At 61.8% G+C, this 12,946-nt stretch carries 9 protein-coding genes and 1 pseudogene; 4 read left to right on the top strand and 6 right to left on the bottom strand.

The genetic code is table 11. The features are described 5' to 3' along the window. Window positions 1-67: 67 nt before the first annotated feature. On the top strand, window positions 68-469 hold the full coding sequence (locus SJY36_RS08335; protein ID WP_064216540.1) for a DUF2177 family protein: 402 nt from the start codon (window positions 68-70) through the stop codon (window positions 467-469). 76 nt (window positions 470-545) lie between these two features. On the opposite strand, the pseudogene SJY36_RS08340 reads toward SJY36_RS08335, so the two are convergent. Then, a pseudogene (locus SJY36_RS08340) lies at window positions 546-1,110 on the bottom strand (pseudouridine synthase). Continuing rightward, entirely contained in the window at window positions 1,107-3,575 is a 2,469-nt protein-coding gene (locus tag SJY36_RS08345) for a penicillin acylase family protein (protein WP_386174234.1), read from the bottom strand. Before SJY36_RS08345 ends, SJY36_RS08340 begins: the two are co-directional and overlap by 4 nt. A 98-nt stretch (window positions 3,576-3,673) precedes the next feature. Here SJY36_RS08345 and SJY36_RS08350 point away from each other — a divergent pair, with 98 nt between their 5' ends. After that, window positions 3,674-4,546, top strand: coding sequence for an NAD(P)-dependent oxidoreductase (locus SJY36_RS08350; protein ID WP_037944263.1), 873 nt, complete (start codon window positions 3,674-3,676; stop codon window positions 4,544-4,546). Window positions 4,547-4,591: 45 nt separating this feature from the next. Here the strand turns inward: SJY36_RS08350 and SJY36_RS08355 are convergent, their stop codons facing one another. Beyond that, window positions 4,592-5,158, bottom strand: coding sequence for a YSC84-related protein (locus SJY36_RS08355; RefSeq protein ID WP_005853509.1), 567 nt, complete (start codon window positions 5,156-5,158; stop codon window positions 4,592-4,594). A 143-nt stretch (window positions 5,159-5,301) separates the two neighbouring features. Then, entirely contained in the window at window positions 5,302-6,300 is a 999-nt protein-coding gene (gene hemB, locus SJY36_RS08360; protein WP_386174237.1) for a porphobilinogen synthase, read from the bottom strand. 153 nt (window positions 6,301-6,453) lie between these two features. On the opposite strand from hemB, the gene SJY36_RS08365 reads away from it, so the two are divergent. Then, window positions 6,454-6,981 carry a hypothetical protein gene (locus SJY36_RS08365; protein ID WP_005853514.1) on the top strand — a complete coding sequence of 176 codons (528 nt, stop codon included), beginning with the start codon at window positions 6,454-6,456 and terminating at the stop codon, window positions 6,979-6,981. A gap of 31 nt (window positions 6,982-7,012) precedes the next feature. Further along, complete coding sequence (gene mfd / locus SJY36_RS08370; RefSeq protein WP_386174240.1) at window positions 7,013-10,501, top strand: transcription-repair coupling factor; 3,489 nt, start codon at window positions 7,013-7,015, stop codon at window positions 10,499-10,501. Between the two features lie 51 nt (window positions 10,502-10,552). On the opposite strand, the gene SJY36_RS08375 is transcribed toward mfd, so the two are convergent. Together SJY36_RS08375 and SJY36_RS08380 are read right to left on the bottom strand one after the other, a co-directional pair. Then, window positions 10,553-11,374 (bottom strand): DUF533 domain-containing protein, encoded by an 822-nt coding sequence (locus SJY36_RS08375; RefSeq protein ID WP_005853518.1) that lies wholly within the window; start codon window positions 11,372-11,374, stop codon window positions 10,553-10,555. 141 nt (window positions 11,375-11,515) lie between these two features. Then, window positions 11,516-12,928: a YdiU family protein gene (locus SJY36_RS08380; RefSeq protein ID WP_386174243.1), complete on the bottom strand. Its 1,413-nt coding sequence runs from the start codon at window positions 12,926-12,928 to the stop codon at window positions 11,516-11,518. Between the last annotated feature and the right edge of the window lie 18 nt (window positions 12,929-12,946).

The following is a 12,946-nucleotide window of genomic DNA, read 5'->3' on the forward strand; positions in this document are numbered from 1 at the left end:
GGAAAACTCGCATTTTCCGGGCGCTGCTGCATATGATTGGGGAGCGTTGATTTTTTAGGAGCCCCCGATGACTTTGATTATTCTTTATGTACTGACATTCGTGATCTTTCTGGGGCTCGACTTTCTGGGGCTGAGCTATCTGATCAAACCGGTTTTCAGCCGCGATATCGGCCCCTTGCTGCTGGACCAGTTCCGGCTTTTGCCCGCCTTTGTCTTCTATGCCTTCTATATTGCTGTGCTGCTGTATTTCGTAAGCTGGCCCGCGATTGCACAGGATAAATCCTTGCTGTGGGTCTTTGGCAATGCGGCGCTGATCGGGGCCTTGGGCTATGGCACGTATGAGTTCACCAACCTCGCGACGTTGAAAGACTGGACACCGCAGATGGTGGCGACGGATTTCTCTTGGGGGGTGGTGTTGACCGGGACCTCTGCCACGTTGGGGGTCTGGGGCACGCGGGTGTTTTCCTGACGGTTCAGGCGTCGGGGAAAAGGGGGGCCAGCCCCCCGGCCTTTGGCCGCCCCCCGGGATTTTGGGCCATTTGGAATTAGCGGCCAAGCTCGGACGAGAAGCGCCATGCGCCGGGTTGGAGCTTGTGCAGTTCCCAGTCGCCGACGCGCGCGCGGATCAGGCGGAGTGTCGGCAGGCCGACATGGGCCGTCATGCGCCGCACCTGACGGTTGCGACCTTCGGTGATCGTGATCTCGAGCCAGGCATCAGGGACGGATTTGCGAAACCGCACCGGCGGGTCGCGGTCCCACAGAAGGCTCGGGCGGGTCCATCAGCCGCGCCTTGGCGGGGGCGGTCTTGCCGTCTTTGAGCGTGACACCGCTGCGCAAAGCGGCGAGGTCTTGTTCATCCGGCATGCCCTCGACCTGCACCCAATAGGTTTTGGCCAGTTTATACTTCGGATGCGAGATACGCGCTTGCAGCGGGCCGCTGTCAGTCAGCACCATCAGCCCTTCGCTGTCGCGGTCCAGCCGTCCGGCGGGGTAGAAGCCTTTTTCATCGATATAGGCCGACAGGGTCGGGCGCGGCGAGCCTTCGGTGCCCTTGTCGGTGAATTGGGACAAGACGCCAAAGGGTTTGTTGAAAAGGATCACGCGGTTCATTCTGCCTCCGGTACCAGCTTGGTGATGCCGACGGGGGCGGCGCGGGCGAGCTCTTCGTCCAGCGACATGGGAATGTATTCGCCGCGCCGCCAGAGCTGTGCCAGATCGTCGTAGTGATGCGACAGGAAGTGGCCCGATTGACCCGTCGAGGTAATGAACACCGATGAATCCGGGTCAGCAAAGTCATAAACTCCGCGAAAGCCTGCGCCGTGGACATTGGCGAAAGGGTCCGGCCCCGTGCCGCGGGTGCGGCCGCGCAGCAGGGTGTTGTCACCGCCCGAGGTCGATTGGCGGATATTCATGAAGTAGCGCAACACGGGAACTTCGCCCAAGGTCTGGTGGTCGTGGGTGGCTTGGTGTGCGTCGCCCCACCGCAGGGATTCCAGCTGGGTGCCCCATGTCTCGTTGATCCAGATCAGCGCATCGTCCAGCGCCATGCGGGCCATGTCGGGGCAGGTCTCTTTCGGGGCGGATTGCAGCACGTCGCACCATGCGGCCGCACCGTCCACATCGCGGAAAACACGTTCGATGAACAGCGGATCGACATGATCGAATTCCTCCGCCAAGGCCCCAAGTTCGTCCTGGATCAGCCGTTGCTGCAAGGCGCGCAGCCAGGCGGCATAGATCAACGGTTCGGGCAGATGTTCGTTCATCTCGCCCGACCAGCCGGCAAGCAGGGTCAGCGCCCGTTGGCGTTGGCGCTCAGACGTGCCTTCGGGCGCGGTTTCGCCGGTGAACCACAGCTCGGCCCCGATCAGCGGTAGCAGAGAGCGCGCGGTGAAGCTGACCGTATCCAGCTGCGCCTCGATAAAGCTGTCGCGCGTGTGCACCTGACGGCGCTGCATCAGATTGCGCCACCGCTGGATGCGTTGCGTATCGCCCCAAAGGAAGGACACGTGGTTGGGGAAGGGGCGGTCCACCGTCTTGTTGTTGGTATTGCCGATGATCCCGCCACGGGGCGAGAGGAATTCGGGGTTTGCGCCATAGGGCAGGCGGCCCTGCCAGCGGTTCGCGGCGATCCAGCCCGGTGTGGGCATGCGCCCCTGGCTTTGATGCGCGGCGTCGCGGGCGGGCAGCGCGCCGATGGTTTTCATCGCGATGGTATTCACATCCACCAGCGTCAGGTTTTGCGACGGCGCGATATAGGCCTCGCCCGCGGTGATCCCTTCCTCGACGGTCTTGGCCTCCATCAGCCGCATGGCCGCGGCGATCGAGGTATCGGCGGGGTCAAGCGCGGTCCAGTTCAGCGCGGCGACATGACCGGGCGGGGTGATCGCAGCGAGGTTATAGTGGCTGCCGGGAAGCACCGGCCCATTGTCGGTCCAGCGCAGGGTCAGCGTGATCGGATCGGCATCCTTGACCGTGATGATCGACGCGCGTTTGGCGAATTTCTTGAACCCGTCGGGGGTGCGGTATTCCTCGCTGTTGTCGGGGTTCAGCTCTTCGATATAGACATCCTGATCGTCGGCATAGGATGAGGTGATCCCCCAGCCAAGCGCGCTGCTGCGCCCTGTCAGCACCACGGGGATACCGGGGATCGTGCCGCCGATGACACCGCCCGATTGCAACTCGAGCCGCGCGAGGTACCAGATGGTCGGCGCGGTGAAGCCCAGATGGGGGTCATTGGCGATCAGCGTCCCGCCCGAGGCAGAGCGATCCCGTGCGGCAGCCCAGGCATTGGAGGCACCCGCCAGATCAAAGGATTTGAACGGTGACAGCGGAGAGGGATCGAGGGGGATATTGGCGGCGAACTGCGGCAGGCCGGGGGCCAGCTGCGCATATTCGGGCAGGGCGGCGATGCCACTGCCGGGGGCGTCAGGCAGGATATCGGACAGGCGCTTTTGGTCGGGCAGCGCCAGCGAGGTGCGGGCGCGCTTGACCTCGGCATCCAGATGCCCCGACAGCTGCAAGGCCATCAGCTTGACCAGCGCGACGGAATCCGCTGCGCGCCAGGGAGCGACAGGGGCATCAAACAGCAGCATCTCGGGGGCACCGCGACCCAGGGCTTCGGTGTTGATCTGATCCAACCGGGCATTCACCCCGGCGGCATAGGCATCCAGCGCTGCGCGGGTCTTGGGGTCGAGCGCCTGAAGCGATTGCACCGACAAGGTATAAAGATCAAAGCGGCGCAGCAGGCGGTCGATACGGACGGTGGTGGTGCCGAAAACCTCGGACAAGCGGCCTTGGACCGTGCGGCGCATTGTGATCATCTGCCACAGACGGTCCTGCGCATGGGCAAAGCCCAGCCCGTAGAACACATCTTGGTCACTTTCCCCGAAGATATGCGGCACATTGGCGTTGTCGCGCACGATCTCCACCTCGGCCCCGAGGTTGGGCACGCGGACCGTATCGTCGTAGTCTGGCAGCGACCGCGAGGCCAGCCAATAGGCACCGCCGACACCAATCACCGCCAGCACCACCAAGAGCGTTGCAATTCGCATCAGCCACCGAAAAACCACTGCCATGTCATGCTCCTGGGTATATCTACGCGCGATTGACCAATGCGCGCAGGGTGATAGGTTCCTCTCAGGCAATAGCGCAACTGAATGACAAGGAAAAGACGATGGCAAAGCTCGCATTTTTGGGATTGGGCGTGATGGGCGCGCCAATGGCCGCGCATCTGCAAAAAGCGGGGCATGACGTGACCGTGTACAACCGCACCACAGAGAAGGCGCGCGCTTGGGCAGAAACCCACGGTGGCAAGATGGCAGAGACGCCCAAAGCCGCCGCTGAAGGGGCAGAGATCGTTTTTTCCTGCGTCGGCAATGATGACGATCTGCGCTCCGTCTGCGTTGGCGACGACGGCGCTTTTGCCGGCATGGGCGAGGGCACGATTTTTGTCGATCACACCACGGTTTCGGCCGCGGTGACGCGCGAGTTGCACGCGGCGGCGGATGCGCGCCAGATCAGCTTTGTCGATGCGCCGATTTCCGGCGGACAGGCGGGTGCCGAGAATGGCCAGCTGTCTATCATGTGCGGTGGCGATTCCGGTGCCTTTGATCGTGCGCTGCCCGTGATGGAGGTTTACGCCAAGATCTGCCGTCGCCTTGGCGACAGTGGTGCCGGCCAGATGACCAAGATGTGCAACCAGATTGCCATTGCCGGTCTGGTGCAGGGCCTGAGCGAGGCGCTGCATTTCGCCCAGAAGGCCGGATTGGACGGGCGCGATGTGGTCGAGGTGATCAGCCAGGGTGCCGCAGGCAGCTGGCAGATGGCCAACCGCTACGAGACAATGCTGGATGATAAATTCGACCACGGGTTTGCCGTGGACTGGATGCGCAAGGATCTGGGGATTTGTCTGGACACCGGCAACGAGATCGACGCGAGCCTGCCTGTCACGGCGCTGGTCGATCAATTCTATAAGGATGTGCAGAAAATGGGGGGCGGACGTTGGGACACGTCGGCGCTGTTCAAACGTCTGAACGCCTTGGGTTAAGCCCAACGCTGCCCGATCCGCGATGCTGCGGATCGGGCGTTTTGCTTAGGGAATGATGCGCGAATATTTCGTGCCTTCAAGCGTGGCACCGATACGCAGACCGGCGCGGCCAAAGACGGCGGCCAGCACGGGGGCAAGCACGGTTGTGGTATCCGCTTCGACGCTTTCACCGCGATCCGAGATGACATATTCAAGATCGGCACCCGCAGCCCAACCGGGGGAGCGGCGGAAATCGCTGAGCGCGGCTTCGGTCATGAAGAACAGCACATGCGCGTATTGCTGCGCCCCGATCTGCAAGCCGCCCGTCGCCTTGGTGACCGAGTAATAGTCGACAGTCACGTTATTCACCCGCAGCGCACCACGACCATAGGCACCGCCAAAGCCAAGGCCAGCCTCGGTCACCAGCGGCATGATCAGCATACCGTTGGATTTTTCCGCCAGTTGCCGCGTGTTGGGGAAGCTGCGGTACATCGCGTTGAGCGTCGCATCGACGCGGGCGTCGATCATCCCGCTGCCACGGCTGCCGACACCGTTGCCACATGCCGCAACGGCACCCGCGCTCGCAATCGCACCCAAAGCGAAAGCCCGGCGCGAGAAAGTGTTGTTTGTCATAGTCTTCTGCCTGTAATTGCCTGTGCCGGTTCATCCGGTTTCTGCGCGATCTTATGCTCAAAACCCGCGGGTGTCACGAATTTAGGGCTTGAATCGGCGGTGATTTGCCACAAGTGGCGTGCTATTTGCGCATCGAAGCCGCGTTATCCGTTCATCAACCGCGCCACGGCGGGGGCAAAATAGGTCAAGACCCCGTCACAGCCCGCACGTTTGAACCCCATCAGGCTTTCCATCATCACGCCGTCTTCGTCGATCCAGCCATTCTGGGCGGCGGCTTTCACCATGCTGTATTCACCCGAGACCTGATAGGCAAAGGTCGGTGCCCCGAAGCTGGATTTGACGCGGTGGCAGATATCAAGATACGGCATGCCGGGTTTGACCATGACCATATCGGCCCCTTCGCGCAGATCACGCTCGATCAGGCGGATCGCCTCGTTGCTGTTGGCGTAATCCATCTGATAGGTCTTCTTGTCGCCGGTCAGCGCCCCCGAGGCCCCGACAGCATCGCGGAACGGGCCATAGAAGGCCGAGGCGTATTTCGCCGCGTAGCTCATGATCATCACATCCGAATGGCGCGCCCCTTCAAGGCCCGCGCGGATCGCGGCGATGCGCCCGTCCATCATATCGGACGGCCCGATGATATCCGCCCCCGCGTCGGCCTGTGCCAGCGCCATCTTGACCAATGCCTCGACCGTACGATCGTTGACGATGATCCCGTCTTCGACAAAGCCGTCATGGCCGTTGATATTATAGGTATCCAGCGCGACATCGGTCATGAGGACCATATCGGGCACCGCCTCGCGGATCGCGCGAATGGCGCGGTTGGCGTTGTTTTCAGGATCCCAGGCACCGGCGCAATCCTCTGTCCGGTCCTCGATACCGGTATAGGGGAAGATACACATCGCCCCGATCCCAAGATCAGAAGCCTCGCGCGCGGCATCGACCAGCTTGTCAACGCTGCGCCGATAGACGCCGGGCATGGAGGGGACGGGCTCTTCCACGCCCTCACCGCTGCGCACGAACACCGGCCAGATCAGATCCCCCAAAGACAGCGCATTTTCACGGACCAATGCGCGGACGCCCTCGGATTGACGGGTGCGGCGCAGGCGGGTGGCGGGAAAGGGGGCTTGTTGGGGTCTCATGCAAAAATACCTCAGATGCTATCGGGCAAGGCTTGCCACGTATTTTTGCACGGCTCAAGGCTAGGAATTTCGCGAACGCGCCGCTATGACAGGCAGACGATTGTAGGGCAGCACGTCTGAACACAATGATTTCACTTCAAAGATGAGCGCACCTTGACCCTCTATCAGACAATTTTCGAAGTCATCGACATGCGGTCTTTTTCCAACCTGTGGTACTGGATCGCCGTTGCTGTGATCTGGTCTTCTGCCAGCCATTGGGTCTTGGGCGTGCCCTTTGATATGGTGCTGCGCGCGCGGCGCAACGGTGAACAGGCGCTGGTCGACCTGGAGGATATGGCACGCATCAACGTGAACCGTATTCTATATATCACCCAAGTGTCCGGCATCTGGATTTTGGGGTTCACCTGCTTTTTCATGACGATGCTCTTTACGCTGGCAGTTTTCTATCGGTTCGAATTCGCCCAGGCCGTGCTGTTGCTGGCCTTTCCGCTGTGTCTGGTAGGGGTGCTGAGCGTGTCGACCGCGCAGCAGATCCGCGAGGATTCCGGCACCGGAGACCGCCTGATCAAAAGGCTGAACCGTCACCGTCTTTATACCCAGATCATCGGGATGATTTCGATTTTCATCACATCGATGTGGGGCATGTACCAAAACCTTTATACAGGTCCGTTTGGCGGTTGAAAAAACCGCGATCGGATACAGGTAGCTGCTGATGTCAGAGAAATCCCAAATCACGCTGTCCGGCGTTCCCGAAGGTTTTGACGCACAGGCGGTGCTGAACGAACTGGGCAAAAACGGCACACCGGTGTTGCATATTGCCCGCGATGACAAACGCATGGCGGCAATGCAGGCGGCGCTGCGCTTTTTCGCGCCGGATGTGCCTGTGGTCGTCTTCCCCGGATGGGATTGCCTGCCCTATGACCGCGTGTCGCCCAATGCCGATATCTCGGCGCAGCGGATGGCGACGCTGGCGGGACTGGTGCATGGAATGCCGGACCGTTTTATCCTGCTGACCACGCTGAACGCCGCGACCCAGCGGGTGCCTGCGCGCGATGTGCTGCGCGATGCCGCGTTTTCGGCCCGTGTGGGCGACCGGATAGACGAGGCGGCTTTGCGCGGATTCCTTGTCCGCATGGGCTTTGTCCAGAGCCCGACGGTGACCGAGCCGGGCGACTACGCGATCCGCGGCGGCATCATCGACATTTTCCCACCCGGTGATCTTGGCCCTGTGCGGCTGGACCTCTTTGGCGATACGCTGGACGGGGCGCGCCGCTTTGATCCGATGACACAGCGCACCACAGAAAAGCTGGAGCTCGTGGAGCTTGCCCCCGTCAGCGAAGTCATCCTTGACGAAAGTGCTATCACCCGTTTCCGCCAGAACTACCGGATCGAATTCGGGGCCGCGGGCACCGATGATCCGCTATACGAAGCGATCAGCGCAGGGCGCAAGCATCAGGGCGCGGAACACTGGATGTCGTTCTTTCACGAGACGCTTGAGACCTTGTTCGACTATGTGCCACGGGCGACGATCACGCTGGACGACCAACTGACCGCGCAACGTCTGTCGCGGTGGGAGAGTATCGCGGATCAATACGAAACCCGCAGGCTGGCGATGGCGAACCGGTCGAAAATGGACAGCGTCTACAAGCCCGCCCCGCCCGAGGGGCTGTACCTGACCGACACCGCGTGGGAAACCGCGCTGATCGGCAAACGCGTGATCAGTTTCAAGCCGCTCCCCCAGCCGACGGGTCCGAATGTGCTGGATGCGGGCGGACGCTTGGGGCGCAACTTCGCCCCCGAACGGCAACAGGAAACCGTAAGTCTTTTCGGTGCCTTGGCCGCGCATATTAAAGCAAAACTTCAAGAAGGGCCGGTGGTCATCGCCAGCTATTCCGACGGTGCGCGCGAACGGTTGACCGGCTTAATCGAAGACGAAGGCATGGGCGAGACCATCGCCATCAAGAACGGCACCCGCATCGGCAAACGCGGTCTGCATCTGGCGGTTTGGGCGTTGGAACACGGGTTCGAAGCCCCGTGGGAAAGCGGCAGCAGCGCGTCGAAACTGACCGTCATCTCTGAACAAGACATCCTTGGCGACCGCTTGATCCGCGCGCCGAAACGTAAACGGCGGGCCGAGAACTTCCTGACCGAGACACAATCGCTGAGCCCCGGCGATCTGGTCGTGCATGTGGATCACGGTGTCGGCCGCTATCTGGGGATGGAGGTGGTGACCGCCGCCGGTGCCGCCCATGAATGTCTGCTGCTGGAATACGCCGAAAGCTCGAAGCTCTATCTGCCGGTCGAGAATATCGAACTGCTGTCACGCTATGGCCATGACGAGGGGCTGCTTGACAAGCTGGGCGGTGGCGCGTGGCAGTCCAAGAAAGCCAAGCTCAAGGAACGCATCCGCGAGATGGCCGACAAGCTGATCCGCATCGCCGCCGAACGTGCGCTGCGCAAAGCGCCTGTCATGGATCCGCCCCCCGGCATGTGGGACGCGTTTGCCGCGCGCTTCCCCTATACCGAGACCGACGACCAGTTGAATGCCATCTCGGATGTGCTGGACGATCTGACCAGCGGCAACCCGATGGACCGGCTGGTCTGCGGCGACGTAGGCTTTGGCAAGACCGAGGTCGCCATGCGCGCCGCCTTTGTCGCGGCGATGTCAGGGCTGCAGGTGGCGATTGTTGCGCCGACGACCCTGCTGGCACGTCAACACTATAAATCCTTCGCCGAACGCTTCCGAGGCTTCCCGCTTGAAGTGCGTCAACTGTCGCGTTTTGTCACCGCGAAAGAGTCCACAGCCACCCGCGACGGCATCAATCGCGGCACTGTCGATGTGGTGGTCGGCACCCATGCGCTGCTGGCAAAGACGGTCAAGTTCAAGAACCTCGGCCTGCTGATTATTGATGAAGAACAACACTTTGGCGTGGGTCACAAGGAACGGCTGAAGGCGATGCGCACGGATATTCACGTGCTGACCCTGACCGCCACGCCGATCCCGCGCACCCTGCAGCTTAGCCTGACCGGCGTGCGCGACCTGTCGATCATCGGCACGCCCCCTGTCGACCGTCTGGCGATCCGCACCTATGTCAGCGAATTTGACGCCGTCACCCTGCGCGAGGCGCTGTTGCGCGAACATTATCGCGGTGGGCAGTCCTTCTATGTGGTTCCCCGCATCACCGATCTGCCCGAAATCGAAGCGTTCCTGAAAGAGCAACTACCCGAGCTGACGTATCTTGTTGCCCACGGGCAGATGGCCGCCGGAGAGCTCGACGACCGGATGAACGCCTTTTACGACGGGAAATATGACATCCTGCTGGCCACGACGATTGTGGAATCCGGTCTGGATATCCCGACCGCCAATACGATGATCGTGCACCGTGCCGATATGTTCGGTCTGGCGCAGCTCTACCAGATCAGGGGCAGGGTGGGCCGATCAAAAACCCGCGCCTATGCCTATCTGACAACCAAACCCCGTGCCAAGCTGACGGCCACCGCAGAGAAGCGTTTGCGGGTGTTGGGCAGCCTCGACACGCTTGGCGCAGGCTTTACGCTGGCGTCGCAGGATCTTGATATTCGGGGGGCGGGCAACCTGCTGGGCGAGGAACAATCCGGCCAGATGCGCGACGTGGGGTTCGAGCTTTATCAATCCATGCTGGAAGACGCGATTGCCAAGATCAAGTCGGGCGAGCTGGAAGGCGTGATCGACGACGATGGGCAGTGGGCACCACAGATCAATCTGGGTGTGCCGGTGCTGATCCCCGAGGATTACGTGCCTGATCTGGATGTGCGCCTTGGGCTCTACCGTCGCCTGTCCGAACTGACCACCAAGGTCGAGCTGGAAGGCTTTGCCGCCGAGCTGATCGACCGTTTCGGCAAGCTGCCGAAAGAGGTGAATACGCTGATGCTGGTCGTGCGGATCAAGGCGATGTGCAAACGCGCCGGTATTGCCAAGATGGATGGCGGGCCCAAGGGCGTCACGATCCAGTTCCACAACGACAAATTCGCCTCGCCCGAGGGGTTGGTCACCTTCATTCAGGACCAACGCGGACTGGCAAAGGTCAAAGAGAACAAGATCGTCGTCAAGCGCGACTGGAAAACCGATGCCGACAAGATCAAAGGGGCCTTTGCCATCGCCCGTGATCTGGCAGAGCATGTGATCGCCAAGGAAAAGAAGGCCAAGAAAGCAAAAGCCTGACCCGTTGCCGGATCAGGCTTTCACAACCGTCTGTGGTCAGGCCGCGCCGCTTTAGGTGTAAAGCGACGGCACCCCCATCTGGGCGTGGATCTCGTTCACCGCGGCGGGCTGCATCCCATAGGCGCTGGCCAGCTTGTGCAGATATTGCGCCTCTTCCTGCGTATCCAGATCAATCGCCAGCAGCGACATCGCATAGATTTGCGGGCCCATGCCGTCGGGGGTCTGGGCGACCAGCGCGTCGACATCCACAGGGGCTTCCATCTGGCCTTGCACGAATGCGGCCTCGTCTGCGTCCACGTCGCCCAGATGGTTCAGCAGCTTTTCACGCTCGGACTCATCAAATGTGCCGTCGGATTTCGCGGCCTGGATCATTGCGGCGATCATCAGCGCGGCGGTGGCCTCCTGATCGCGCGAGGGGGTGATTTCGGGGGCAGGGTTGCTATCGAATTGCGAGTTCAGCACCGCGCCAAAGTCTGCCTCTGGCCGTTCGGGGGCTTTTTGGCTGGCACCGCCCAGACTGGACAGCAGACCGCCCGCACCGGCGGCACCGGCAAGCCCACCCAGCAGCCCGCCAAGGCCGCCCGAGCTGCCAGACGTGCTGGTGCCTGTGCCGCCGCCAAGCTGGTTCAGCAAACCGCCCAAGCCGCCGCTGCTGGCACCGGAGGATCCGCCCATCAAACCACCCAGCATATCCTGCAGGTTACCGCCCGAGCCGCCCGTGCTGCCGCCAGTCAGACCGCCCAGCAATCCGCCCAGTCCGCCGCCGCTGCTGGCGCTGCCGGTTGTGGATTTATTCTTGTTCATCATGGCGCTGGCCCCTTTGGCCACAGCCACGCCGATCGCCACTTTGGCCAATGTTTTCATCAAGCTCATTATCGATAATCCTTTTGGGTCAAATCGCCTGCAAGTCTGTTGCAGTTTACTGTGCAAAACAACCAAAAGATCGCGGGGGTTCCCGCTTGTCGACGTGCTTGACGGTGGGACAACGGGTGGCACCTGCCACCCGCTGGCCGCTCAGGTGCCGCAGAAGGTGGCCGGCACGATTTCCTGCGTCGTCGGCGCGCGGTGAAGATCGGCGTCGGTTTCGCGGTACGGGCGGGCAAGCGCTGTCATCAGCCGGTGGAACGGGTCCATATCACCAGCGACGGCGGCGTTGATCATCGCCTCTATCCGGTGGTTGCGCGGGATCACGGCCGGGTTGGCGGCATCCATGACCGATTTAGGGTCAGGCTCGGCCGCGATGCGCTGCTGCCACGCGTCGTGCCAGTTGGCAAAGGCCGCGCGGTCGGTGAATTGGCCGGCGGCATCATCCCCTGACAAAGCGCGGAAAGCATTGGTAAAATCCGCGCCATCCGTTTGCATCAGCGACAACAGGGCGTCGATCAGCGCAGTATCCTCAGCCTTGGGCGTCGTGATCCCGATCTTGGCGGCAAAGCGTCTCAGCCAGGCTTGCTCGATCAACGCGGGCATGGCGTGCACGATCTCTGTCGCCTCGGCCACGCCGCTTTCGGGATCATCAAGCTGCTGCAACAACGAGGTTGCAAGCTGCGCCATATTCCACACGACGATCTGCGGCTGATTGGCATAGGCATAGCGCCCCTGCCGGTCGATGGAACTGAACACACGGTTGGGGTGGAACGTATCCATGAAGGCGCAGGGGCCGTAATCAATCGTCTCGCCCGAGATGGCGCAGTTATCGGTGTTCATCACCCCGTGAATAAAGCCCACAGACATCCACGCCGCGACAAGATCCGCCTGTGCTGCGCAGACCGCGCGCAGCAGGCCCAAGGGCCCGTCCGCCTGCGGGTAGTGCCGCTGGATCGCATAGTCGGTGAGGCGGCGCAGGTTTTCGACCTCGCCCCGATGGGCAAAGACCTGAAACGTCCCCACACGCAGATGGCTTGCGGCGACGCGGGTCAGCACGGCACCGGGCAGGGCGGTTTCGCGAAATACATCCTCGCCACTTTGCACAGCGGCCAAGGCGCGGGTGGTGGGGATGCCAAGGGCGTGCATCGCCTCGGACACCACATATTCGCGCAAGACCGGCCCAAGCCAGGCGCGCCCGTCGCCACCACGGGAATAGGGCGTGCGCCCCGATCCTTTCAGCTGGATATCGCGGCGCTGGCCCTTTGCATCCAGCACCTCGCCCAAGAGGATCGCGCGGCCATCGCCAAGCTGCGGGTTGTAATTCCCGAACTGATGCCCCGCATAAAGCTGCGCCAGCGGGTCGGCACCGACGGGCAGTTCGTTCCCGCTGAAGTTAAAGGCCAGATCCTCGGTCGATCCGTGGGTGATCCCCAGCGTCTTGGCCAGCGGCGCGTTGAAAGCCAGCAGTTTGGGGTCGGCCACCGGCGTAGGCGTGGTGCGGGTGAAAAAGCCATCGGGCAAGGCCGCGTAGCTGTTATCGAAGGGGGCTGATACTGTCATAGGGCAGATATAGGGGCC

Source organism: Sulfitobacter sp. R86518, assembly GCF_042466275.1.
Classification (GTDB): Bacteria; Pseudomonadota; Alphaproteobacteria; order Rhodobacterales; family Rhodobacteraceae; genus Sulfitobacter; species Sulfitobacter pontiacus.